23 protein-coding genes are annotated in these 25798 nt (G+C 51.7%); 18 read left to right on the top strand and 5 right to left on the bottom strand.

Annotation, left to right across the window (positions count from 1 at the left end; all coding sequences use genetic code 11):
* Nucleotides 1-2: 2 nt before the first annotated feature.
* The 5 genes from JRJ22_RS24185 (at nucleotide 3) to JRJ22_RS24165 (ending at nucleotide 7280) form a co-directional block, all read left to right on the top strand.
* Nucleotides 3-674 (top strand): potassium channel family protein, encoded by a 672-nt coding sequence (locus tag JRJ22_RS24185; protein ID WP_206101870.1) that lies wholly within the window; start codon nucleotides 3-5, stop codon nucleotides 672-674.
* Between the two features lie 521 nt (nucleotides 675-1195).
* Nucleotides 1196-3463, top strand: coding sequence for a helix-turn-helix domain-containing protein (locus JRJ22_RS24180; RefSeq protein ID WP_206101869.1), 2268 nt, complete (start codon nucleotides 1196-1198; stop codon nucleotides 3461-3463).
* A gap of 241 nt (nucleotides 3464-3704) precedes the next feature.
* Nucleotides 3705-4661 (top strand): ABC transporter permease, encoded by a 957-nt coding sequence (locus JRJ22_RS24175; protein WP_206101868.1) that lies wholly within the window; start codon nucleotides 3705-3707, stop codon nucleotides 4659-4661.
* 15 nt (nucleotides 4662-4676) lie between these two features.
* A complete protein-coding gene (locus tag JRJ22_RS24170; RefSeq protein ID WP_206101867.1) occupies nucleotides 4677-5576 on the top strand; it encodes a carbohydrate ABC transporter permease in 900 nt (299 codons plus the stop codon).
* Between the two features lie 57 nt (nucleotides 5577-5633).
* Entirely contained in the window at nucleotides 5634-7280 is a 1647-nt protein-coding gene (locus JRJ22_RS24165) for a type 2 periplasmic-binding domain-containing protein (RefSeq protein WP_206101866.1), read from the top strand.
* A gap of 106 nt (nucleotides 7281-7386) precedes the next feature.
* On the opposite strand, the gene JRJ22_RS24160 is transcribed toward JRJ22_RS24165, so the two are convergent.
* The gene (locus JRJ22_RS24160; RefSeq protein ID WP_206101865.1) at nucleotides 7387-8286 is read right to left on the bottom strand and encodes a LysR family transcriptional regulator; all 900 of its coding nucleotides are present in this window, start codon (nucleotides 8284-8286) and stop codon (nucleotides 7387-7389) included.
* A 438-nt stretch (nucleotides 8287-8724) separates the two neighbouring features.
* On the opposite strand from JRJ22_RS24160, the gene JRJ22_RS24155 reads away from it, so the two are divergent.
* From JRJ22_RS24155 to JRJ22_RS24120, 8 genes are all read left to right on the top strand, one after another.
* Nucleotides 8725-9390: a succinate dehydrogenase cytochrome b558 subunit gene (locus tag JRJ22_RS24155; protein ID WP_206101864.1), complete on the top strand. Its 666-nt coding sequence runs from the start codon at nucleotides 8725-8727 to the stop codon at nucleotides 9388-9390.
* A gap of 180 nt (nucleotides 9391-9570) precedes the next feature.
* The gene (gene sdhA / locus JRJ22_RS24150) at nucleotides 9571-11313 is read left to right on the top strand and encodes a succinate dehydrogenase flavoprotein subunit (protein WP_206101863.1); all 1743 of its coding nucleotides are present in this window, start codon (nucleotides 9571-9573) and stop codon (nucleotides 11311-11313) included.
* A gap of 372 nt (nucleotides 11314-11685) precedes the next feature.
* Nucleotides 11686-12450 (top strand): succinate dehydrogenase iron-sulfur subunit, encoded by a 765-nt coding sequence (gene sdhB, locus JRJ22_RS24145; protein WP_206101862.1) that lies wholly within the window; start codon nucleotides 11686-11688, stop codon nucleotides 12448-12450.
* 255 nt (nucleotides 12451-12705) lie between these two features.
* Nucleotides 12706-13506, top strand: a complete 801-nt coding sequence (locus tag JRJ22_RS24140) for a DUF3891 family protein (protein ID WP_206101861.1) — start codon at nucleotides 12706-12708, stop codon at nucleotides 13504-13506.
* A 68-nt stretch (nucleotides 13507-13574) separates the two neighbouring features.
* Nucleotides 13575-14306: an ion channel gene (locus tag JRJ22_RS24135; protein ID WP_206101860.1), complete on the top strand. Its 732-nt coding sequence runs from the start codon at nucleotides 13575-13577 to the stop codon at nucleotides 14304-14306.
* 29 nt (nucleotides 14307-14335) lie between these two features.
* Entirely contained in the window at nucleotides 14336-15268 is a 933-nt protein-coding gene (locus JRJ22_RS24130; protein ID WP_206101859.1) for a metallophosphoesterase, read from the top strand.
* A 91-nt stretch (nucleotides 15269-15359) separates the two neighbouring features.
* Nucleotides 15360-15902, top strand: a complete 543-nt coding sequence (locus JRJ22_RS24125) for a GNAT family N-acetyltransferase (RefSeq protein ID WP_206101858.1) — start codon at nucleotides 15360-15362, stop codon at nucleotides 15900-15902.
* Between the two features lie 212 nt (nucleotides 15903-16114).
* Entirely contained in the window at nucleotides 16115-16852 is a 738-nt protein-coding gene (locus JRJ22_RS24120) for an NADPH-dependent oxidoreductase (protein WP_232381215.1), read from the top strand.
* A gap of 112 nt (nucleotides 16853-16964) precedes the next feature.
* Here JRJ22_RS24120 and JRJ22_RS24115 read toward each other — a convergent pair whose 3' ends face one another.
* Nucleotides 16965-17774 (bottom strand): histidinol-phosphatase, encoded by an 810-nt coding sequence (locus JRJ22_RS24115; protein WP_206101856.1) that lies wholly within the window; start codon nucleotides 17772-17774, stop codon nucleotides 16965-16967.
* Nucleotides 17775-17830: 56 nt separating this feature from the next.
* Nucleotides 17831-18733, bottom strand: coding sequence for a LysR family transcriptional regulator (locus tag JRJ22_RS24110; RefSeq protein ID WP_054942874.1), 903 nt, complete (start codon nucleotides 18731-18733; stop codon nucleotides 17831-17833).
* A 406-nt stretch (nucleotides 18734-19139) separates the two neighbouring features.
* On the opposite strand from JRJ22_RS24110, the gene JRJ22_RS24105 reads away from it, so the two are divergent.
* From JRJ22_RS24105 to JRJ22_RS24085, 5 genes are all read left to right on the top strand, one after another.
* Nucleotides 19140-19595, top strand: coding sequence for a chemotaxis protein CheX (locus JRJ22_RS24105; RefSeq protein ID WP_206101855.1), 456 nt, complete (start codon nucleotides 19140-19142; stop codon nucleotides 19593-19595).
* Between the two features lie 28 nt (nucleotides 19596-19623).
* Nucleotides 19624-20400, top strand: a complete 777-nt coding sequence (locus tag JRJ22_RS24100) for an SDR family NAD(P)-dependent oxidoreductase (protein WP_206101854.1) — start codon at nucleotides 19624-19626, stop codon at nucleotides 20398-20400.
* Nucleotides 20401-20571: 171 nt separating this feature from the next.
* Complete coding sequence (locus tag JRJ22_RS24095; protein WP_206101853.1) at nucleotides 20572-22059, top strand: DEAD/DEAH box helicase; 1488 nt, start codon at nucleotides 20572-20574, stop codon at nucleotides 22057-22059.
* Nucleotides 22056-22802: an ABC transporter ATP-binding protein gene (locus tag JRJ22_RS24090; RefSeq protein WP_206101852.1), complete on the top strand. Its 747-nt coding sequence runs from the start codon at nucleotides 22056-22058 to the stop codon at nucleotides 22800-22802. Before JRJ22_RS24095 ends, JRJ22_RS24090 begins: the two co-directional genes overlap by 4 nt.
* 1 nt (nucleotide 22803) lies before the next feature.
* A complete protein-coding gene (locus JRJ22_RS24085) occupies nucleotides 22804-24021 on the top strand; it encodes an ABC transporter permease (RefSeq protein ID WP_206101851.1) in 1218 nt (405 codons plus the stop codon).
* 164 nt (nucleotides 24022-24185) lie between these two features.
* On the opposite strand, the gene JRJ22_RS24080 is transcribed toward JRJ22_RS24085, so the two are convergent.
* Both JRJ22_RS24080 and JRJ22_RS24075 read right to left on the bottom strand, forming a co-directional pair.
* The gene (locus JRJ22_RS24080; protein WP_206101850.1) at nucleotides 24186-24299 is read right to left on the bottom strand and encodes a YjcZ family sporulation protein; all 114 of its coding nucleotides are present in this window, start codon (nucleotides 24297-24299) and stop codon (nucleotides 24186-24188) included.
* Between the two features lie 144 nt (nucleotides 24300-24443).
* Complete coding sequence (locus JRJ22_RS24075) at nucleotides 24444-25748, bottom strand: aminotransferase class I/II-fold pyridoxal phosphate-dependent enzyme (protein WP_206101849.1); 1305 nt, start codon at nucleotides 25746-25748, stop codon at nucleotides 24444-24446.
* Nucleotides 25749-25798 lie beyond the last annotated feature (50 nt).

Genomic DNA, 25798 nt, shown 5'->3' with positions numbered 1-25798 from the left:
CTATGAAAGCACAGCAGTTTGTGGTGATCGGCCTTGGCCGCTTCGGATCAAGTCTGGCGCTTGAGCTAATGGCAATGGGCTATGAAGTGCTCGGAATCGACCACATGGAAGAGCGGGTGGAAGAAATGAGCGGGCAGCTGACTCATGCCGTGATGGCGGATGCGACGGATGAGGGTATCATGCGTTCCCTGGGTGTACGCAATTTCGACTGCGGTATTGTCGCGATTGGGGATAATATGGAGCGGAGCATTCTGGCGGCAATTTTGCTGAAAGAGCTGGGAATCAAGCAGGTAGTGGCGAAGGCGATCTCGATCCTGCACGGGCGTGCGCTGTCGAAGCTGGGTGTAGACCGGGTTATTTTTCCTGAACGGGATATGGGAATCCGTGTAGCGCATCAGCTGGTGACTCCCCATTTGCTGGATTACATCGAAATCTCCAAGGACTACAAAATTGTCGAGCTGAATGTGCCTTCCTGCATGGACGGAAAAAGCCTCTCAGAGCTGAATACCCGCGCCAAGTACGGCTGCAGCATTATTGCCCTCAACCGGAAGGACGGGATTATCGTTGCACCTACAGCCCATGACCATGTAAGCCAGGGGGACATTATGGTTGTCATCGGCTCCAATGAGAGTATTGAAGAATTTGAGGATCAGGCTGTGAATGTGGAGGCATAGAGCAGACATGGAAAGCCCGGACAACAGTCCGGGCTTTTGTTATTTGTGCGGCCAATGATTGATGGTTTCGAATACCTGCGAATAGGCAGATTTGATATTGGTGCTGTTAACCTTATCGTTATACAGACCGGTTCCCCAGTTCCCGCTTTCCAGCTGCGTTAAAGTACCCCGTTGCGTATATCAGCATCACCGGTTTCTGGTTGTGCTGCCATGAATTTTTCGATATTTCTAAATAAATTCCTAGACATATATATAAAACGTTTCTTTAAATGATAAAATAACAGTAGCCGGGGTATCCGTTATAACAAATTATGCAAACGCTTAATGTAAGCGCTTCTATTTATACGGGGTAAACAGGTCCTCATTCTGCTTCGTTTTTGAATTGTAGCTATTATTGAACTTAACAGGAACATGATGTTGCCGTTGCCAATCATGCCGTCGGGAGGCGCAGCTCCAAGAGCTGATCATGTTTTTCAAATAACCTTTCATAATCTTATATAGAGATCATAGGGGGATCGAACATGAAAAAAATACCGATGATACTGCAGCTGGCATTGATTCTATTCTGTATCATGGCCATTCCGACAGCCATCCTGACCTGGTACAGCGGATCACAGATTATAGAGAACTCAGAAGCAGCCATAGGAGAATCGACACTTGCCGGGCTGAATGCCAACCGCAAATTAAACGAGAATGCGCTCGCTAATCTGGCGCAGGACACGTCGCGGCTGGCGGCAACCAATATTTTTGAACCCATCCGCAGTGTGGATACGTACAGCGAGCTCAACTCCAATTACAACAATGTGAGCCGGTCGTTATCTGTATTCAAAGAGCTGCTCAATTTGAACCGCCGGGTGGACGGGGTATACTCCTCCTATTTTCACTTGGATGGTTCGGACTATGTGATTTCTACGGATAGCAGCATCACCAAGCTGGAGCACTACGAGTCGCTTGAATGGACGACTAAAGCCCTTGAAGGGCGGAGAGGAATCAGCGGCGTGTGGGTTCCCCGCAAGCTGGACTCCGGCGTCAATGTTGTGTCGTATGTATATCCCCTTAACCGTCTGTCTTCCACCACGCGCGGGCTAATCGTTGTCAATATGCGTGAGAGTCAGATCGGCGATTACCTGCATGCCACAGAGGTGGGGGATAATAACACCATGCTCCTGGAATCTGACGGCAAAGTGATTTCATACAATGACAAGTCGCTGCTGCTCACGGACGGCTTTGAGCTGCCGTTTCTCCGGGAAATGCTGACGGAGGAAGCAAATGAAGGGTATTCGTTCCATGAGCTTGACGGAAAACGGCTGGTTTATGCGTGGAGCCGCTCAGATGTTTCCGGATGGTGGAATGTAACCTGGAGCTCCATGGATGAGCTGATGTCCAAATCCCGTGATATGCAGGGAAATATCATACTGCTTACCGGTGCCATTATTTTGCTGGGAACTGTACTGGCTGTCCTTCTGGCGACGTGGCTGTCCAGACCGCTCCGGCAATTGGTGCAGACGATCCGGGCGAAAAGTGACTTGGGTGTGGTGAATAAGAATGAGCTTGCCTTCCTGGATCTGGCGTTCAAACGAATGCAGGAGGAAGAGGAAAGTCTGTTCCAACTGCTGCAGGAACGCGAACAGGATACCCGCAGTCTTGCCGTTCACCATCTTTTGCGCGGGGAGATTACGCCCCGGATCACGGAGGTTTTTCCGGAAGCATGTTACAGAATCGCCGTTGTCTCCATCGACCAGTATAGACGATATGTGAGCAATACCAATGTCGAGACACGCAGCTACCACCGGTATCTGCTCAATACGAAGTACGAAAGTCTTTTTCCGGAGGGAATTCTGGCCCGCTCTGTGTATCATAACGACGGTTGTATCGTTATTGTAATGAACTTTAGCCCGGATGGGTATGAGCATAGCGGCGGCCAGATCCATCAGGCACTGGAAACGATCCGCGACCAGTCCTCAGAGCTGTTGGGACATTCGGTCACGATTGGCGTAAGCGATTTGGCTGATACGCTTGAAATGGTCACCCAGCGGTTGTTTGAAGCGATGGAACTGATTAAGCAGCGGATCATCAATGGTGCCGGAAGCATCATGTACTGGCAGGAGGAAGAGGAGAACAGCCGTAAATATATGGATTCCGAAAGCAGCGAGCGGCGGATTCTCAACTTCCTGGATGCAGGCAATCTGGACGGGATTATCAAAGAGCTTCAGCTCATCCGCTGCCAGATTGGCTCAGAAGAGAATATTTCCTATGACAATATCATGTTCATCTATCATCAATTGATTGGTGCGACCATCAAGCATCTCCGTGAGAATCATATCGGCACCGGAAGAATGATTATGGGGAAGGGCAACATTTACTCCATTCTGGCTGCAATGGATACGCTTGATGAGCTGGAGGAGTATTTGCATGAATTTTTCCGAGAAATTGTGCAGAGCCTGGACCGAAGCGCCGATGACACCAATCATGGAGAGCGGATCATTCAATATTTGAAGGGAAATTATCGGGAAGAAATTGTATTCGAGGATATGGCCAAGGAAATCGGCATTAGTTACTCCTATATGCGCAAGATTGTGTATGAGCAAACCGGAAAAAGCATGATAGATTTTGTGAATCAGCTACGCATTGAGAAGGCCAAAGAGCTGCTGCTGGATACTGAATTCACGATTAAGCAAATTGCCGCTGAGGTTGGTTACTTCAATGTTCAGAGCTTCAACAGGTTCTTCCGCAAATATGAAGGCATGCCGCCGAGCAGCTACAAGTCGGCCAAGAGTAAAAGCTCCTAGGAGCCTCCTCTTGGCCGATTGCCGGCGGCCTTTGCCTGTAAATGAAAGCGTTTTATTTTTGGGAATGCCTATCATATTTGATCATAATGATGCTGTAGAAGCTGATAAAACCGCGCTTCGATCAAATTTGATGGGGATCATCAATACTCATGATTTTCAAAACAGGGCAAAGGGAATAGCATAGAACTCGAGCCGGTTGGCCTGACTGGCAAGGTGATAACTTGGTGTAGGAGGTGAAACTTTGAAAGTTGCAAGCGCTTCAAAAACAAATCAGACGGCTCTATTAAGTAAGAAAGAGGGAATCGGGTATTATTTGCAGCGTGACTGGCAGCTATATTTACTCGTATTGTTTCCGCTGGCTTTTGTAATCGTTTTCAAATATCTGCCGATGACCGGACTTGTAATTGCTTTTAAAGACTACAAAATAGCAAGAGGCTTTTGGGGCAGTGAGTGGGTTGGGTTTCAAATCTTCCAGGAGATCTTCTCCAAACCTGATTTTGCCCGTGCCGTCCGCAATACGCTGCTGCTCAACATTCTGGATCTCTGCTTCAGCTTTACGATGCCGATTGTGCTGGCGATCCTGCTGAATGAGGTCAAAAGTGTAAGATTCAAACGCGTAAATCAGACGCTGCTGTACTTGCCGCACTTCCTTTCCTGGGTCATTATCGGTGCCATCGGTTATCAGCTCCTGAGTGAGGGAAGCGGTGTTGTCAACAATTTAATTGAACTCATGGGCGGGAACCGTATCCCTTTCCTGCAGGAAGACACCAACTGGCTGATCAGCTATCTGGCAATCGGTGTGTGGCAGAGTATGGGGTGGGGAACCATTATCTACTTGGCAGCCATGAGCGGGATTAACCCGGAGATGTATGAAGCGGCTACCGTCGATGGAGCAGGACGCTGGAGAAAGGTATGGAATATTACCGTTCCTTCCATTCGTGCGACCATTGTAACCTTGCTGATCATGAACCTGGGGAAAGTCATGGAGGGCTCATTCGAGCGTATCTTCGCTCTGCAGAACAAGGCCACCACAGAATTCACAACAACCATACCGGTCCTGGTGTACCGTTGGGGGATCGAGAGCGGCAATTTCAGCCGTGCGACAGCGCTCGGGCTATTCCAGTCCGTCATCGGTATTATTCTTGTAATAACGGCTGACCGCGTAGCCAAGAAGCTTGGCGAGGATGGAATATTATAAGAAAGGAGAGAAACCATGAGCGCATCAACCGGCAACCCTGCCGCACCACGTAAAGGGCGTTTGGACATCTGGGAATTGCTGATCCGCCTCGTTCTAATTATTGCTTCACTAGCGTGCTTGTTGCCGTTTCTGCATGTCGTGTCCAAATCCCTGAGTTCTGACTCCTTTGTCATTGCCAACAAGGTCTTTCTTTGGCCTGAGGGGATCACCATAGAAGCTTACAAGAAAATATTTGCAGATGCCAGCATCCTTCGTTCACTGTACATCTCGGTTATAGTGACCGTATTGTTCACCATTCTGGGGATGGTCCTGACCATCTGCGCCGCGTACCCGCTGTCCAGAACACAGTTTAAAGGCCGTAGGGTAATCACCTTCATCTTCCTGTTCACGATGTACTTTAGTGGAGGTATCATCCCGGACTACATGAACATTAACAATCTGGGACTGATGGATACGATATGGTCAATGGTTTTACCGTTGTCGTTCAGTGCCTTCAATCTGCTGATTATGAAGACTTCTCTAACGAGCAGTATTCCCGTAAGTCTGGAAGAATCTGCGCGGATCGACGGTGCCGGGCATTTCCGAATTCTGCTCAGTATTGTCCTCCCGTTGTCCAAACCGATTATGGCGACACTGGCACTCTTCTATGCGGTTGGACGCTGGAATGCTTATCAGGATGCATTGTTCTACATTAAGCATGAAACGGATCTGCGGCCGCTGCAGCTCAAGCTGTATTATCTGGTCATTCAGGCAAGTGAAAGCTTCCAGCTGGAAGCAACCCAGGTGTCACTCAGTAATCCGGAAGTACTTAAAGCATCAGTCGTTGTGTTTGCCACTCTGCCTATTCTCTGCGTGTATCCCTTTGTTCAGAAATACTTCGTTCAGGGAGTTATGCTCGGAGCAGTCAAGGAGTAATCTGATGTTCCAAAATAGTAATTCTACAATCCGAAAATTCAAATGGGGGGAATTGCGATGAACAAAAAAAGATTTGTTTCGTTAATGATGGCAACTGTCATGACGGCCGGCATGCTGGCCGGATGCTCCGGGGGAAATAACAACAATAAGAATGCTGAGTCTAACAAGCCTGCGGAGTCTGCAGCCGCCAATAATCAGAGCGAAGGAAGCTCTAACGACTATTCAAAGGGCTTTAAGGAAAAGGTCAGTCTGGATATTCCGGTCTATGAGCGTGCTTTCGAGGGCTGGAATGTAAGCGATAACTATTACACACGCTGGGTTCAGAAGGAATTCGGTGATAAATACAATATTCAAGTCAATTATGTGCCAATTACCCGTAAGGGTGAAGTAACCGATTTCGAGCAGCTGCTGGCGTCGCATAAAGCTCCGGATATTATTTTCCACTACGATATGCCGCAGGCACTTACGTATTACGGCGAGGATGTGATGCAGCCGCTGGATTATGCTGAAATCGAGAAATATGCTCCAACGTACTGGAAGAACATGGGCGAGACGATCAAGCAATATGGGGTTGTTGACGACAAGAATATCTTCTTCTTCGCTGCACGCCCGGAGGCCGACAACTTCGTCAACGTTATCCGCAAGGACTGGGTTGAGAAGGTGGGGATGAAGGTTGAAGATTTGACTTCGCTTGAGAAATACAATGAGATGCTGGTGAAATGGAAGGAAGCCGGACTCGGTGTAACCGGCGGCAGCCTGATTCAACACAGCTTCAACTTTAACTACGCCTTCCGTGATTGGCCGGTTGACGCGAAATACCGCGCACTTTATTCCGATCTTAGCGTTGGTGACTTGACCACCGTTGAAACCGAGCGCTACCTGCGTAATCTGAACTATCAATACAATAACGGCCTCATTGATAAAGAGTTCTATCTGCGTAATGACGAGAATAAGGTCAAATCTGAATTCGTTGCCGGCAAGACAGGCAGCTACGGATTCTATCTGACAAACAATACGGATGTGTTTGCAGCTACTCTTGTGAACAATCCGGATGCGGAATTTGCAGTAGTTCCTCCATTTGCAGGTGTTCCGGAAGGCCTTAAGCCGCAGGGACGCGCTTACTGGCCGTTTGGCTTTATCATGGGGATCAACTACGAATCTACACCTGAGGAACGTGCAGCAGTCTGGATGTATCTCGAATGGCTCAGCCAGCCGGAGAATCTGTTCAAGTTCCAGAACGGTATTGAAGGGGAGAACTACACGCTTGATGCAGAAGGTATCGCTCTGAAGAATCCAGATTATAAAGGCGAATCCGTCCTGTCACAGAACAACAACAAAGACTATTGGGGCCTTGTGACTGAAATTGCGCAGTATCAGGATGAAGCCAAAACCCTTAAGGCTAATCTCCGCAACTGGGCACCGGCCGGCTATGAGGCTCTCGCCGATGATTTGGTAAAATATTATGATGAGACTGCGGAATTCCGTACACCTGATGCGCTGTTCACCGTTGTGCTTGATAAGGTAAACGAGTATAAAACAGACCTGGATACCCTATTCCAGGAATTGTACGTGAAGATTGCACTTGCTCCGGAAGCTGAGTTTGACGCAACCTATGAAGCCGCTAAGAAAACTTACCTGGAAGCGGGTTATCAGGAAATCCTGGATGAGAAGCAGGCGGCCATTGACGCAGGCAAGTTCCGTTAATCCCGCTTCGCCGAAATAACTGAATAACAGCACAGACAAACAATCCCCGGCGTGCCGATCCATATGATATATGGAAGCCTACCGGGGATTGTGTTATTCACGTGTACTATTCACGTCCGCTCAGGAATACTTCCTCCGTGACCTGTACGAGACAGCGTGCTGCTGTACTTAGCCCCCCGCTGCCCTGATAGATCAGGCAGGTGGTGCGCTGGGTCTGCTCCAGCTCCTTGATGTGCAGGGAGACGAGCCCGCCGCCGTTCAGCAGCTCCGGACGAAGGTACGACTTCGGCAGCAGCGCAGCAGCCTTGATGGTCGGCAGCAGCCGGACGATCGCTTCGAAGGAGTCGATCTCCATCCGCACGTCCGGATCGACTCCGCAGCGCTGGAACAGCTCATCCGTCATACGGCGGTACCAGGTGCCTTTGGAGAAGAGGATCATCGGCAGCCGGGACAGATGCTCCATGGACAGCTTCGCAGTTAAGGTCAGGGGATGATGCTCGGAGACGACCAGCCTGAGCTGGTCCTCGAACAATGGAATGCAGCGCAGGCCCGGCTCCTGGATCGAGGAGGCGATGATGCCGACATCGCATTTGCCCTCATTGACGGCTGAGACGATTTCATGTGTTTTGCCGGTGATCAGCTTCAGCTCCGCCGCCGGATATTTATTCATATATGCATTTACAAGCGGGGGCAGTGTCGTCTGAAGCGTCGTCAGGCTGGCCCCCAGGGTGACGAGCTGCGGCTCGCCTTCCTTGAATTTGGACAGGGCCTCAAGAAATTTGGAACGCTGCTGCCGCTGCTCCAGGGCATAGGTGTAGGTAAGGCGGCCCACCTCAGTCAGCTCCAGCCGTTTGCCGAAGCGGTTGAATAATGAAACGCCAAGACGCTCCTCCAGCTTGGAGATTTTACGGGAGAGGGCAGGCTGGGACAGATTGAGCTGGCGCGAGGCCCGGTTGAGGCTGGAATGCTCCACGACCGCGGCGAAAATGTCCAAATCATCAAACATAACGGAGTTCTCCTTTGAGGAAGTCTGTGGTAATGCTGCTACTTTACGCTTGAACGGATATGGATGAAAGTGATAAAAGGCATAGCCGAATCACTAAAGGAGGTTTGCTTTATATAGAAAACAGGCTGCTGTGTTGGGAAATGCTTGCTCTAAATGAGAATTATTATCACATTAAAAATATTCTTATGCAGTTATTGTATAACGTTTAATAATTAGATTGCAATTCCCTTATAAGCGAAAAAGGAGTAACATGAAAAGTGACACAAGATATTCACATATTGTGAATAATAGAGCAATGTCCGGGAAAACAATGGATAATGGTGAAAATAGAGATTTGGCGAGCTTCTGCAGCCTTCGTTCCCCTGTTTCAACTGTACTCCCGGCGGTGTATGCTCATTAATGAAAACGCTGTTTTAACTAGGAAAGGGGACACTTTGCATGAGAGGATTTTATTCCAGAAAGATTCATTCCTTGCTCGGCGTTATCCCGCTCGCATTCTTCTTCATCGAACATATGATGACGAACTTCGCGGCAGTAGAGGGTGGCGCTTCCGGTTTCACCGACAGTGTGCTATGGCTGAACAGTCTGCCGCTGGTCTTCTTCCTGGAATTGTTCGGTATTTGGCTTCCACTGCTCTACCACGGAGTCTACGGGCTGTATATCGCCTACCAATCCAAGCCGAACCTGAACCGCTTTAACCTGGAACGGAACTGGCGTTATACGCTGCAGCGCATCAGCGGTATTATTACCTTCATTTTTATCGTGTGGCATCTGTTCCAGACCCGTGTCCAGGTGGCAGTCGGGAATGTAGAGCATGAAGAGCTTGGCGGCGTAATGCATGACATCGCAACCCAGCCGCTGCTGCTAGCCGTATATGTAATCGGTGTTGTGGCTGCTTGCTTCCATTTCTCCAATGGCCTCTGGTCCTTCCTGATCAGCTGGGGAGTTACCGTCGGACCGCGCTCGCAAAAAGTGTCCTCTGTACTCTGTCTCGGCCTTTTCGTAATTGTTACTTCCATGTTCCTGCTGTCGCTGTTCACGTTCCGTGACAACGAATTCCAGGCTGCAGCTTCGGCTGCACAGATCCTCCGGTCCTTCTCTTAAGCGAGGCGTGGAATTTGACACGCTGCCCTTATCCGCCGCAGCATTCCATTTAGAGGCTGGACTGCACAGCAAACATTCTATATTAGCGGTACGACAAAACTTAAGTGTATGCTTCCGAAGCGAGTTTTGTCGAAACAAATTCAGGAAGCTATCCTAACAAAACTTTAGGAGTGAACAATCATGGCATCAGCCGATATCATTATCGTGGGCGGCGGGCTGGCCGGCCTGATGGCTACCATCAAGGCGGCAGAATCCGGCGCGCATGTTCATCTATTCTCTCTGGTCCCTGTCAAAAGATCGCACTCCGTCTGCGCACAAGGCGGCATCAACGGAGCCGTGAATACAAAGGGTGAGGGTGACTCCCCCTGGGAGCATTTCGACGACACCGTCTACGGCGGTGACTTTCTGGCGAATCAGCCTCCGGTCAAAGCGATGTGCGAGGCCGCGCCGGGCATCATCCATCTGATGGACCGGATGGGCGTTATGTTCAACCGCACCCCGGAGGGGCTGCTCGACTTCCGCCGGTTCGGCGGGACGAAGCGTCACCGTACGGCTTTTGCCGGAGCTACGACCGGCCAGCAGCTGCTGTATGCGCTGGATGAGCAGGTACGGCGCTGGGAATCGGAAGGGCTCGTCACCAAAAGCGAGAACTGGGAGTTCCTCTCAGTGATTCTTGACGATGCCGGCGTCTGCCGCGGTATCAGCGCGCAGAATCTGAAGACGATGGAAATCCAGACCTTCCCGGCGGATGCGGTGATTCTGGCCAGCGGCGGTCCGGGGATTATTTTCGGCAAAACGACGAACTCGGTTATTAATACAGGAACAGCGGCCAGTGCCGTATACCAGCAGGGTGTGCATTATGCTAACGGGGAATTCATCCAGATTCATCCGACGGCAATTCCCGGTGATGACAAGCTGCGTCTGATGTCGGAATCGGCCCGCGGGGAAGGCGGACGCATCTGGACCTATAAGGACGGCAAGCCGTGGTATTTCCTTGAGGAGAAATATCCGTCGTACGGAAATCTGGTGCCGCGCGATATCGCTACCCGGGAGATTTTTAATGTGTGTGTGGACCAGGGGCTCGGTATTAACGGCGAAAACATGGTTTACCTCGACCTGTCGCATAAGGATCCGAAGGAGCTTGATGTCAAGCTTGGCGGTATTATCGAGATTTATGAGAAATTCATGGGGGATGATCCCCGCAAGATTCCGATGAAAATCTTCCCGGCGGTCCATTACTCCATGGGCGGTATGTGGGTCGATTATAACCAGATGACGAATATCCCCGGACTGTTCGCAGCAGGGGAATGTGAATACCAGTATCACGGCGCGAACCGGCTCGGCGCGAACTCGCTGGTATCAGCGATTTACGGCGGCATGATGGCTGGGCCGAAGGCAGTGGAATATATTAAAGGGCAGAAGAAGTCCGTTCAGGATATTCCATCCAGCGTATTCGACAGCTTCCATAAGCAGCAGGTTGGCAAATACGAGACACTGCTGGGCATGTCGGGTACAGAAAACGCCTATGTGATCCACAAAGAGCTGGGCGAATGGATGACCGCCAACATGACTGTGGTGCGCGAGAACAAACGGCTTGAGGCAACCATCGGCAAAATCAAAGAGCTTAAGGAGCGTTACGGCCGCATTAACATGAGTGATACTTCGCGCTGGAACAACCAGGGCGTAGCCTTCACCCGCCAGCTGTGGAACATGCTTGAGCTGGCCGAGGCGATGACGCTGGGGGCGCTGCTGCGCAATGAGAGCCGCGGAGCCCACTACAAGCCGGAATTCCCGAATCGTAACGATGAGGAGTTCCTCAAGACGACCAAAGCGACCTGGACACCTGACGGACCGAAGATTTCCTACGAGGAAGTAGATGTGTCGCTGATCCCGCCGCGGGTACGTGACTATTCCAAGGACTAAAAAGCATCGTGAATATATGATAATGGTAAGTGCCGGATGGCCGGCATATACTGGCGGCAGAAATCTACGTATAAGTGTATATCGTGCAGCTATTTCAGCCCGACGGAGGCACGGGAGACGAATAATTGTATTCTTTACAGTTAAAATCTCCCGGATAGACGGAATTTAGCTATTTTGTAGTATATAAATGTACAAAGTGCAGTTAAATCGTGAAATAAACTTAACCCCCGGTTTTAGTTGTACGAAGTGCAATTAGCCTGAAATCGGAAGATCATCATAACGTTAAAAACTAAGCGTATGCTTCCGAAGTGAGTTTTGTACGAAGGAAAACCAGAGGAGTAACGCTCACAAAACTTTTAGGAGGTAACCGATATGGCGGAAACTGTTGCAGCTCCCAAAAACGTAAAGTTTATCATTACCCGCCAGGCCGAACCGGAGAGCTCGCCCTATACCGAGGAATTTGAACTGGCCTACCGGCCGGGGATGAATGTAATCAGCGCCCTGATGGAAATCCAGCGTAATCCGGTCAACGCTACGGGCGACAGTACAGTTCCGGTCTGCTGGGAATCCAACTGTCTGGAGGAAGTATGCGGCGCCTGCTCAATGGTAATCAACGGCAAGCCGCGCCAGGCCTGTGCTGCGCTGATCGATAATCTGGAGCAGCCGGTGCGGATTGAACCCATGAAGACGTTCCCTGTGGTGCGTGACCTCGTCATCGACCGCAGCCGGATGTTTAATGCGCTCAAGCGTGTCAAAGCATGGATTCCGATTGATGGAACGTATGATCTGGGCCCCGGTCCGCGGATGGCGGAGAAGAAACGCCAATGGGCTTACGAATTGTCCAAATGCATGACCTGCGGCGTCTGCCTGGAAGCCTGTCCGAATGTTAATGAAAAGACGAACTTCATCGGTCCGGCAGCCATCTCCCAGGTACGCCTGTTCAACGCCCATCCTACGGGCGAAATGAACGCTGACGAACGCCTGGAGGCACTGATGGAGGATGGCGGCATCGACGGCTGCGGCAACTCGCAGAACTGTGTACGTGCTTGTCCAAAAGGCATCCCGCTCACTACCTCTATCGCTGAGATCAACAAACAGACCACCAAGCATATGTTCAAACGCTGGCTGGGTGTGTAACGCAGCATTCATACTCTAATCAGTCACGGGCCGTCCCTCAAGGCATATTTTGCCGCAGGGGGCGGCTTTTTGCATGGGATGATATTATCAAAGTAATGTGTTTCTTTTGGCTGGAGAAATGGGTACATGGTATACATTCCGTGAATACATAGGAACAGCCCGGAAAAGGCAAACTTAAACAATTATAGATGGATATGTTATAATCTCCGTAGCTAATGCGGCTTTTAGGCCATGGAGAATCGAGGAGGAATTACGGTGATTTGTCGGGAGCAGGACGGGGCATTTGTAATGATTAAGCAGCATGAGCACGGGCGGCTGGCGGGAGAATTTGCAGCAAACTTCAAGGAAGAGCAAGTGCCGGTGCCCAGACGCCGGGCGGAAGTGCTGAGGGCAATCAGCAATCATGACCGGGGCTGGATCGACCTGGACGAAACGCCTTTCTGGAATGATGCGGAAGGAGCCCCTTACAGTTTTATCGATTTTCCGGTTGTGCCGAAACTTACGTTCTATAGACGCGGCCTTAATGAGATAGAAGCGGATACTCTGTATGGTGCCCTGCTATGCAGCCTGCATTTCGAACGGCTGATTGAGGTATCCGGCGAGGATAATCCGGAGCTCAACAACTATCTGAAGGATGAAGCGGAACGCAGAGCGCGCATTCACCGGGAGCTGGAACAGAACGCTGATCCGATTGGCGAGGCAGAGCTGTATTACGATGCCAGGCTGCTGCAGTTCTGTGACGATTTGTCGCTGTATCTGGGACTGAATGAACCGGGGAGCCCCAAATCCGAGGAGCATCCCTGGTGGACGGACGGTTTTTCGGGCAGCGAGGATTTCAGCTTTACCTCAGGACGGGTAATTACGGCAGAATGGCAGGATGCATCTACACTGCTGCTTGAACCCTTCCCGTTCACCCGGGCGGTTGAGGTGACCTTCAGTCTGCGCCGGGTCAGCCGTAGGGATATTGCGGATAAAGGTATTGCGCGCGCGTATCATGAGACACCGGATGAAGAATGCCGGATCACCGTGACCTCCCGTCCGGATGAGGCCGCATAACGAGCGGCGGGACTAACGGAGAGAATGGGAAGTGAGCCCGCAGGCCACACGGACAGGAGTGTAAAGCCATGGACTTTTGGATATGGACCTTCAATGCAGCTGTAATTATTATCCTGCTGTCGTTGTGGTTTTACCGGATGAAGTTAAGCTGGATGGGCAAAGCGGTGCTGCTCGCGCCAATCCTGATTTACGTGCTGATTTCGGTCGAGGATTTGCTGAATTGGATTGACCTCGGGGCGATTGTGCCGGGTACCCGCGGACTGCGGGGGCTGATTTTACTTTTTGTACTGGCCTCTGTTCTGTTCTATATCCTGTTTATCTTCCATGAAATTAAGCAGTCGAACAGCAAAGAAGTAAGAATGCAGCAAACGCTGGTCCGCATCAGCATCGCAGCCTTCACCTGCATTATTTTTTTTACGGTTGTATATACATCCATATATAAACTGTTTGGACAGTCTTCCTTCCAAGGGCAGGGGCTCGGTGCTGATCTGCTCAGCCAGCTGATTACCTTTCTATACTTTAGTGTGGCTACCTTTACGACAGTGGGGTATGGGGATGTGGCTCCGACGGATAATACCTCGCGGCTGGTGGTCGTTATGCAGATCAGCTTCAGCTTCATTACGGTGGCTTATGCCCTGTCCATGCTGGGATTGTTCCGCAAAATCCTCGGTTCGGGCACGGAGGAAGAGATTGAGGCTGCGATTGAAGTAAATATAGAGAATGCCGTTGAAAATAAGCAGGAGGAGATAGAAGAAGAGAAAGAGAAAGAGAAGTCAGCACAGTCTGATCCAACAAACTAATAATCAAGTTAAGAAAGGAGAATCTCCCTATGAATACAGGATCGCCCGGGACTTCTCCCAATCATGAACAAACAAATCCGGCAGACGGAAGCGGCCGTTATAGCGCTCCTGTACCGGAAAAGGGACGCAAAATAACCCGCCGCCAGTTCCTGGCCAGGGGAGCGGCCACAGTGTTTGGTGCAGGGCTGCTTACAAGCGGTTATGTCTGGCAGGGAGAGCCCAACTGGCTTGAGGTTACGAAGCTGGAGCTGGCCCTGAAGCAGCTTCCTTCCGCTTTTTCCGGGATCCGGCTGGTTCATTTCAGCGATGTTCATCTGGGCTTCAATAAAGATGCACATGATGTGAAACGCCTCGTGAAGCATATTAAGGAAGTAAAGCCGGATATCATCTGCTTCACCGGAGATATTGTAGACAGCAATGCCGAAGACCTGGAGGATTCTGTAGCTGTGCTTGCAGAGTTGACGGCCCCGCTGGGTAAATACGCGATTTTTGGCAATCATGATTATAAAAACACAGAGCTGTTAACCCGCTTATTGCAATCCGCCGGTTTTGTCGTGCTAAGGAATCAGTCCTATCTGATCCGGCAGGGCGGTGCGAGGATCGCGGTTGCGGGCCTTGAAGACATGCTGAAGAGTGCTCCTGATCCTGAAGCTGCGCTGAAAGCTATACCGGATGATACGTTCACGGTGCTGCTTATGCATGAGCCGGATTATGCGGATACTGCGGAAAGCTACCCCTTCCATCTGCAATTGTCCGGACACAGCCATGGAGGCCAGATCCGCCTGCCTTTTGTCGGAGCGGCATACACCCCTTACGGCTCGCAGAAATACATAAACGGATTATATTACACCGCGAAAAAAGCAATGCCGGTTTATGTGAACAGAGGTTTCGGCGAAACCTATATGCCTTTCAGGCTGCTGTGCAGGCCGGAGCTAACCGTGTTCACCCTGCGCCGGGCCTAGCGGAGGGTGACAGCATATCCGCTGTCCGCTGCTTGATGACAGAATGGGCTCAACGAACTTCAACCATCAGCTGCAGAGAAGAGGGGAAAATATGATTACTTACGAATCCATATCATTGATCGCCCAACAAGGAACAGCGGTTGAATTGAGGCCGATGCAGCCCGCCGAAGCCGGCAGGCTGCTGGAACTTCTCTCGCACCCCGGGGTACAGCCGCATATTGTGCTGCGCTGCGGAGCCGGCTCCCAGAAGGCTGTGCTGGACAAACTGGTGCACCGGTTGATCTATGCATATGATCCTTGCGCATTGCATGCCGGCATCTATCCAAAAGGCGGGGAGGAATTGATTGGAACGGTCTCCCTGCAGAACTGGAACCGGCATGAAGGCAAAGCCGTGCTTGGCTATATGCTGCATCCGGACAGCTGGGGAGCAGGGCTCGCTACCGAAGCAGTCGGACTGCTGCTGAGCTATGCACGGCAGGAGCTTGGACTGGCTAAGGTAGAGGGACGCTGCCGCGGCGATAACCTGAGAAGCGAGCGGGTCATGCTCAAGAACGGGCTGGCGCTCGAGCGTATTCTGCCAATGGCCGATGGCTCCGGCGATGTAATGAAAGTATTCACTTTGTTACACAATTGAAATAAAGCCGTTATCAAACTCTAACAGTGTCCGGTTAAACTAAGTACATGACCCCCTTTTGAAAATATAACTGCTGCTGGGACCCGAGGAATCGGGTCCATTTTTTTGCGTATATCCCCGGAGACTGGCGGTCCCTGAGTTCATTGGGGTATGATAAATGGACATGTTGTACGTTTATTTCACATTCGGGAGGTATTCATACTTTGAATGAAGTGCTAAGAACCTTGAACAACCACCGTTCGTTCCGCAAATATGAGCAGCGGCCGGTGGAAGCGGATAAGCTGAGACTCATTATCGAAGCTGCGCAATCGGCCCCATCCTGGGTCAACGGGCAGCAGGTAACGGTTATTGCCGTGCAGAATGAGCAGCGTAAAGAACAGCTGTCGGTGCTGAGCGGGAATCAGAAGCACGTGGCTGATGCACCGGTATTTTTAGTGTTCTGTATGGATTTTTACCGAACTAAATTAGCCGGCGAGCTGGAGGGGCAGCCGTTCGAGTCAGCCGGTGATGTGGATGCGCTGCTCGTCGGGGCGGTGGATGTGGGAATCGCGCTGGAGAGTGCGGTGGCCGCTGCCGAATCCCTGGGCCTTGGCATCATTCCCATCGGCGGAATCCGCCGCAATACGGCAGGCGTGATTGAGCTTCTGCAGCTGCCGGAGTATGTATTTCCGGTAGTCGGCCTGTGCGTCGGATACCCTGGTGAAGAGCTGCCCAAGAAGCCGCGTCTTCCGCTGGAGGCGGTGTATCATGAGGAGTACTACAATCCGGACCTGCGGGGGAGCATCGAGGAATACAACAAGGCATACCGGGAGTACCTTAAAGACCTGGGCCTGACGGAGCGGGACTGGAGTGCCACGATCGCCCATTTCTATGCCATGAATCCGCAGTACGGTGACGCCGGGCGGACACTCCCGCAGCAGGGCTTTACCAGCGATAATCTGCAGAAATAACAATAAGCACCGCCATGGTTGACGGCCGCAATTCCATATGAATGGATGGGCTACTCTCAACAAAAGCCTCCGTCTGCAAGTTCCTGCAGGCGGAGGCTTTTGTATTTCCCATCTAGAGTGCTACAGTCTGTTTTTCTTTTTGCTTATAGTAGACCCAGTGCGTAAACCCGATTTCCTTGAGACGGGCGGCCACTGCCCCCTGCTGATCTGCAACCCTTGAAGGCTTATGCGCATCGGAGCCGAAGCTGACCTCTACACCGAAATGCAGGGCGCGCTCCAGAATATCATCAGACGGATACCAGCCGCCGCACAGCTTGGTACCGCCTGAGGTGTTGATCTCAATCGCTACACCGCATTCGCCGATGACACGGAGGCACTCGTCAATCTCAGGGGCTGCCGGGATCTGCGAGAAGTTTGGATAGTTCCCCTTCATGGCATCAATATGTCCGAGAATCTGGAACATACCGCTGCGGGCAGATTCGGTGATCAGCCGGTAATACTCTGCTTTGACCGCGTGCATTTGCTTCGGCCCGAGCTTTTTCCAGCGGCTCTTATTGAAGATGCTGTCACCCTCGACGTTATGTACCGAACCTATGATATAGTCAAAGGGGTAGGCGGCCAGCGTGGTCCGGTACAGTTCAGCATGCTGGGGAAAATAGTCTGATTCGATGCCAAGCAGGACATCAATGGTGCCGGCATATTCTTTTTGCAGAGACAATACTTCATCTACGTAATTCGCTATTTCCGATTTGGCCATTGCAATACGGGGAAATGCCTGCTCGGAAGGGCTGGCAAAATAAGGCGTGTGATCGGAAATGCCAATAACGCTAAGACCGGCGGCGATCCCCGCCTCTATATAATCCCGGATGCTTCCGTCGGCATGGCCGCAGCGGAAATGATGGGTATGCAGATCAAACTTCATGAGTGGAACATCTCCTTTGGCCATAGTGTGTGTACGATAGCAGCAAATGATGCTGTTTACTCAGAACCGATAAACTGGGTCTCCGGCATGCCTTTCAGATCGCTCAGGAACTGCCGCATGGCGGAATTGACGTATTTGCCTGATTTGGTAATGACCCCGACAGGATGCGTGACCTCGAGCTCGATAATCGGGACGATTTTGAGTGTGCCGCTCCGGACTTCGGCCGTAACGGACTGCTTGGAGATTACCGCTGCGCCAAGATCCAGCTCGACCATCCGCTTGACTTCCTCACTGCTCGTCAGCTCCATGATGACCTGCGGCTGAATGCCGTGCTTAGCGAGCACCTCATCAACAAATTTGCGGCCGACGGTGTCTGGCGACAGCAGAATGAGCGGTGTTTTGCCGAGGGCTTCAATGCCTGCAGATTTGACTTGGGCCAGCGGATGCCTAGGTGATACTACCAGTTCAAAGGTGTCATAATAAAGGACGGAGGTAGTCATACCCGGACTTTGCCCGATCAGATAGCCGATGCCGACATCCACCAGGCCATTCTCCACATGCTGATAAATCTGCGATGAGGACATCGATGAAATCGAAGTTTTGATATGCGGGAACTGGTCCTGGAAATAAGACAGGATGCGCGGCAGAATCTGAATGGCAATGGAGGTTGTTGTCCCGAGAATAATATGCCCCTGGGGGTTCTCCTCCAAATCGGCCAGACGCTGCTTCAATTCCTCCACAATACTTACAATCTGCTCTGCATGCGTAAGGAACACTTTGCCCCTGTCGGTTAAGGTAACCGGCTGATTCCGGTCAACGAGCTGCGTCTTGAACTCTTCCTCAAGGCTCTTTATTTGTGCCGAAACTGCCGGCTGGGTCAGATTAAGCAGTTCGCCTGCCTTGCGAAAGCTCATGGTTTTGGAGATCGTGATCAGTGTTTCCAGCTGGCTAATGTTCATGGACTTGCCCCCTTTGGCCTACCGAATCGTGTCGCTGGTTATTTGTATAATGTGAAAACCGGGCGTTTTCACAGGATGGCTAAGCTGATTTTTACTCAGGAAAATAAGACTTTTTTCTTGTTGTCTTCTTATTCGAAGCCGTGCTGAACCGCCGCAATTGTGCAGGGTTTCTGGGTATGCTTTGCCGGAATAATCAGGTGTATCTTACGCGGAATGTTGGTATTTGATTAAATTATAGGAGATTACAACCTGCAGGGCAATGTCACCGCAAAAACTATCTTGAGAATTCATTCGACAAGGGCATTAATTTTTGGTGAATAATGCCGATATATGAAGTATAATTAAACATTATTACTTAGGACTTTTGGTATATGACTAAAGCCTGGTAGAGGGGGACAGCACTTTCATGAAAGCAGAAGTAATTAATCCGTTTCTAGAGTCTGCACGAATTGTAATTGAGCAGGTGATTCAAGTCTCGCCATCCACCGGTAATCTGGGAATTAAGGATATTGAACTGATCGATAATCATATATGGATTCAAGTGGGAATGACAGGTCAGTTAAGCGGAGATATCGTCTTTGGAATTGCTGAACAGGTGGCACTCAAGATCGTATCGGCAATGATGGGCGGCTATCCGATTGCAGAGATGGACGAAATGGGGCAGAGCGCGATTTCAGAGCTGGGCAATATGATCAGCGGCAATGCCAGTACGATTCTATCCAATCAGGGAGTAACCGTGGATATTACCCCGCCGAAGCTGATGAAGCTCGAAAGTATGTCGGTATTTCCGCGTAGAGCACTAAGTATCCCGCTTCTAATGGATGGAATCGGGGAACTGGATATTCAAGTGATGATTTCTTAGGGTGATCATTAGGAGCTGACGGATATTCATGCAACTTAAAGACAAAATTGTGGTTATTACAGGAGCTTCGAGCGGGATCGGTGCAATCACGGCGCAGATGCTCAGCAAGCGGGGGGCTGTTCCCATTTTGCTGGCCCGTTCGGAAGATAAGCTGAAAGAAACGGCGGCCGGTATTCCGGGCGTTTTTGGACTGTACACCTGCGATGTTACTAAAGAGGCCGAGGTTGAGCAGGTTTTCGCGGAAATTCTTGACGTTTACGGCAGAATCGATATCCTGCTGAACAACGCCGGTTACGGCAAATTTGCCGGATTTACCGAGATGGAGCCGCAGGAATTTGCCGATATGATGGACGTCAACTATATGGGGATCGTCCGCTGCACCAAAGCTGTTGTTCCGCATATGCTTCAGCGGGGAAGCGGACAGATTGTGAATGTGGCCTCCATGGCCGGCAAAATCGGCACAGCCCGGGCGGTTGCCTATACGGCTACCAAACATGCGGTACTGGGCTTTACGAATGCATTGCGCCAGGAGCTTCGCAAGAGCGGCATTATCGTATCAGCTGTCAATCCGGGACCGATTGCCACCGATTTCTTCAAAACGGCGGATCCTTCCGGCAACTACGAGAAAAGTGTAGCCAGAATGATGATGACCCCGCAGCATGTCTCCGCCAAGATCGTGAAGCTGATGGAGAAGGGCAAAGAAGAAGTGGATCTTCCGGGGCTTGCTGCTTTCGGTATCCGCCTGTATGCCTTATTCCCCCGTCTGGCGGATAAGCTGACTTATAACGCAATGAACCGTAAATAGATATGCAGGAAAGAAGAGGCCCGTTGTTATCCGGCGGATCATCCTCTTTTCTGCGGGCTGAGCTAAGCTGATATAAGCCCTACTCTAACGATACGGCCTTCCATTTGGTGGAGAGGCCTTTTTGGCATATAATGATGATATTAACTCAAGCGAAAAGGATGAAATACAATTATGACTAACGCATCTTTTGCGGCCATCGGCATCCAGGAAGACCTTGTTGCCAGATTGTCGGAATTCGGCATTACCGCCCCATCCCCTGTTCAGGAGCAGACGATCCCGCTTCTGCTGGAGGGAAGGGATGTGCTGGCCGCTTCCCAGACAGGAACAGGCAAGACTTTGGCATACCTGCTGCCGCTGCTTCAAGGAATTAATCCGGAGCAGAGAGTGGTGCAGAAGCTGGTGCTGGCCCCAACCCAGGAACTGGCGATGCAAATCCTCCGCGAGGCAGAACGGTACGGAGATCATCGCGGCATCAAGGTGATGGGACTGATCGGTGGTGCTGCGATTAAACGCCAGATCGACAAGCTGCGTGAACACCCGCAGCTTGTCGTCGGCACCCCGGGCCGCATCCGGGAGCTGATTGGCCTGCGCAAGCTGAAAATGCACGAAGTCACCACGATTGTCATCGATGAGGCGGACCAGATGTTCCAGCTTAGCGGAGCCGGTGAGGTAGCCAAGATCGTCAGCAGCGCCTTGCGCACACGCCAGCTCATTATGCTGTCGGCAACCATCGGGCCGGAAACCAAAGCATTGGCTGCCCGGGAAATGAAAGACCCGGCCGAAGTCGGGATTGATCCGGGGGTTATGACCGCACAGTCCCTGGAACATCATTATGTGGTGGCCGAGGAGCGTAACAAGATAGATATGCTGCGCCGCGTCATCCGCCATTACAACCCGGAACGGGCGATTGTATTCGTTAACGCTACTGAGGACATAGCCGAAGTACAGGCGAAGCTGAACCATCTCGGCCTGAGCGCAGCGGCACTCTACGGCGATGCCGACAAGGTTACGCGCAGTAATGTGCTGGCTAAGTTCAAGAGCGGGAAGTTCCGGGTGCTGGTAGCCAGCGATGTAGCAGCCCGGGGTCTGGATATTGAGAATCTGACACTTGTGGTCAGCTACGACCCGGCATTTGATTCCGAGCACTATGTGCACCGGGCCGGACGTACGGGACGCATGGGCAAGCGCGGCCTGTCGGTTACGATTGTTACCGAGCAGCAGACCTTCATCATGCGCAAGTTTGCCCGTGAGCTGGACATCCAGCTGGATGAGCGGGCGATGTCCGCCGGCAAGGCGCGGCCGGCGGATGAAGTCCGCAGGCCTGCAGGCAGCAGCCGGGGAAGCGACGGAACTGATGCACCGCGCCGGGAAAGTGCTGCACCGGGCAGCAGCAAGCCGGTGCGGACGGCAACTGTGCAGCCCGATGCTCCAGGTGCCAGACCGGCGACAGCGCGTCAGGGACTGTCGGGTAGCCCAAGTACCGGCGGAGAGGTACGGCGTGAGCCGCATCATGGTGCAGGCCAAGCCGCAGGCGGACGCAGTCCGGCCGCTCCTGCGGGCAAAGCACGCATCAGCAGTAGCGAGCGTGAGAAGAACCGTAAGAATAAGGGAGCTCCGAAATGGCTCAAGGACAAAACCCCGAGAGGTGACGGTCAATGAATACTGCCCCCGTACTGCAAATTACGGGCTTAAGCGGAGGATATAGTCTCAACAAGCCGGTACTTCATGATATCGGCCTTCAGGTACAGCCCGGTGAAATGGTTGGACTGATCGGACTCAATGGAGCGGGCAAAAGTACGACCATGAAGCATATTCTGGGGCTGATGTCGCCCCACAAAGGTGAAATTACCGTGCAGGGCAAGACCCGGAGCGACGACCCGGAAGGGTATCACAGTGCGCTGACATTCGTGCCGGAATCGCCTCTGCTGTATGAGGAAATGACGGTCCGGGAGCATGTCGAATTTACAGCCAGGGCTTATGGCGTGGATCGCAGCGATTATGAATCGCGCACCGGTCAGCTGGCGGCACTGTTCAATATGGAGGACAAGATGGATACATTGTCCTCCCATTTGTCCAAGGGTATGAAGCAGAAGGTAATGATTATGTGTGCCTTCGTGGCACGGCCGGCGCTCTATGTGATTGATGAGCCTTTTTTGGGACTTGATCCGCTCGGTATCCGTTCCCTGCTCGATTTCATGCTGGATCTGAAGAAATCAGGGGCCTCCATCCTGCTTAGCTCTCATATTCTTTCTACCATCGAGAATTACTGCGACCGCTTCATTGTGCTGCACCGCGGCAAGGTTATTGCCCAGGGTACGCTTAAGGAAATGACCGAAGCCGCCGGACTTCGCGGCCTTAACCTGGAGCAGCTGTTCTACGAACTGGTGCAGGGAGGGAAATGATATGGATTTGAAAGAGCTGCGCCGGCAGCGGCGCAGCCGATTCATGGGAAGCATGCTCCCGTATGTGGGCTATGTCATTAAGAGCGGTGTAGCGATGCTGCTGCTGCTGGTGCTGATAGTCTTCTCCGCCTGGTACACTGCGCTGCTCCGTGATACTCCGGCAGATCTGCCGATCCGCTGGATTATGCTGATTCTGCTGCTGCCTGCAGCAGTGCACAGCAGCTTCCGGACCTATCTGCAGAGCCCGGATACGGTCTTTTTGCTCCCGCAAGGCCACCGGATGAGAGAGTACTTCGCTCCGGCCTGGGTGAGCGGGAATGTGTGGAAAATTCTGCGGTTGGCTTTTATCCTCATTACACTCTGGCCTTTGTACATACGTACGGACCATTCTCCGAAGCAGCTGCTGCTTACAGCCGTGGTGTTGATTGCGGTGAAGTTGCTGTCGAGCTACGGGCTATGGCGGGAAATCGTGATGCTCTCGCGTCCTGCTTCGGCCGGATTTAGACTGCTGCGCTGGGCAGCCCTCGGGCTGATGATTGCAGCATGGCTGTGGCAGCCATCGCTGCAGGCATTAATCTTTATCGTCATTCTGGCTGCGGCTTATCTGGCAGCACTCAGCGTACCGAACCGTCATAGCGTACCGTGGGAGCGGCTGATTGCCACGGAGCGGAATCAGGGGACAAGAGCCCTGATGATGCTCGGCTGGTTCGTGGATGTTCCGGGCCGCGAGCAGCGGGTCTATTCGCGGCGTTACCTGTCCCGCTGGGGCGGAGGCATCGCCTGGCGCAGGGACAGCGCATACCGCTTTTTGCTAACTAAAAGCTTTGCCAGGGGCGATATCTTCGGTATTGTTATGCGGATTGCTGTCCTGGCGCTGCTGCTGGTCTGGTGGAACCGCGCCAGCTATGCCGGCAGCGGCATCTATCTGCTCTTCCTGTTCCTTATCGGCATCCAGCTGTCGGCGCTGCGCAAGCTGCACAGTGAGTCGTTCTGGCTGACCGTCTATCCGCTGCCTGCAGGCAGCAAGGGAGATAACACAACACAATTTATTTTCCGTACCCAGTTGGTACTGGTATTGGTACTGGGATGGCCTTTTCTGTTTACTTTGGGAGAACGTCCGCTGCCCGCAATCGGCAGTTTACTTGCCGGTACGCTGCTGGCTTATTTCTTCAAGGTCTATATGGAGCGCAAAGCATTGGATCAGGACGACGATTTATAACAGCAAAGAGGCCTTGAGAAGAGCAAAAGCTCTCATTTAAGGCCTCTTTGCTGTATATCAGGAAAGTTTCACATACCCTCGTAGCTTCCGCCTGATAGGGAATGGCGTATAACACGGGAGAGGGGAGAGAGCCAGGGGCTCCCTCCCGGGATCATCATTCCCGGTTAGACAAAGAGTGAACGGCTGATGATAACCAGCAGGATAAAGAGAACAAGAATTGCACCAGTGCTTGTAAATCCAGGGTATCCGTATCCGCCGCCTCTTACTTCTTCGCTCATGTTCATTCCCCTTTCGAATGTGTGTTGTACTTGTGTACATCGTATTGTATGTGCCGGGGGAAGAACGTGTATAGGCCAATGCCGTGAGATTCGTCAAAAAAACAGCTCCGGTTATCCCGGAGCTGTTCGCTGTACTCTAATTCGTTATTCGGCTTTTTCCAAGTCACGGACGCCTGCATATACCAGATCAAACAGATCCTCAAGCTGTTCTTCTTCTATGCAGGAGAAGGCCACCCGCAGATCGGTCTCACCCAGGGCAATGGTGCCCAGACCATATTGATGGATCAGATGGAGCCGCAGGTCTTCAGCTGACACAGTGTGCAGCTTCAGGCACATGAAATAACCGGAATTGAATGGATAATAGGTCCAGACGTCATCGCCGTACTTACCACTGTCCAGCAGCGCCTTCACTTTGTTGGCACGGCCTTTCATAATCTGGAACTTCTCTTCCTTCTGCTCTAAGAACTGTGGGGATTTCAAGGCATCCAGCACAAACGTCTGCGACGGGTGCGCCCCGCTGGAAATCGTAGCACGGATAATGCCCAGCGTTTTCTGTTCGAGAGCGGCCAAGAGATCCTTATCCTCGGAAGCATAAGTGATGAAGCCCACACGGAAGCCCCATACGAATTCTTCCTTGGTAGCTCCGTCAATCTTGATGGCAAGCACGCGCGGATGCAGATTGGCCAGACGCCCGAATAGGGATTCCTTGAGTGAGTTTTCGAAAAAGAGGCCGAAATAGGCATCATCGCTGACGACGACGACATTAATGCCTTCCTCAGCCGCACGGAGAATGGCGGCAACAATGGCTTCCCCTTCTTCAAGGCCAGGTGTATAACCGGTAGGATTATTAGGGAAGTTCAGCAATACGATAGCTTTGCCGCGGTCCTTCTGGGCCAGCAGCGCATCCAGCAAGCCTTCGCTGTTGAACTTCATATCTTCAGTAAAGAGCGGATAATTGACGATTTCGCTGAGACGGCGGATGCCGAAGGTCAGCTCGTAATTCTCCCAGTTCTTATCCGGATAGATGATCGCATCGCCTTCTTCTGCGAACAAGTCGGCAACAATACTAAGCCCGTGTGTCAGGGCATTGGTCACGATAGGGTTGCTGATGGATTTGCCTTCCAGCGACGGATTCTCGCGCAGCATCTTTTCCCGCCATACGGTGCGTAGCTCCGGTTTGCCGGCAGGTGGAGCATAGCCGTACAGGTCTTTGGGACTGTAAGAGGATAGCTTATCCTGAATGACGGCAAGGTGCATAGGCATGCCCTTCTCCGTCGCGATACCGATGGTTGCATTGTATTTCTTGGCATGAGCTGTCGCTTCAGCGGATTGGCTCAGGATGCCCTCTTTCGGGAAATAGATTGCTTTGCCAAGACCCGAGAGCATATCGTACACATGTTCATTGCCTGCCTTGATGCTTTCGTTCAATTGTCCAGCCAGTGGATTCATCAGTTTCATCCTTCCGGTATTCTTCTGGGATATACGTTAACATTGCCTAA

Origin of the sequence: Paenibacillus tianjinensis, assembly GCF_017086365.1 — a bacterium.
Lineage (GTDB): Bacteria > Bacillota > Bacilli > Paenibacillales > Paenibacillaceae > Paenibacillus_AQ > Paenibacillus_AQ tianjinensis.
The sequence above is the reverse complement of the archived record's forward strand: the minus strand, read 5'-3'. Positions and strand labels throughout refer to the sequence as shown.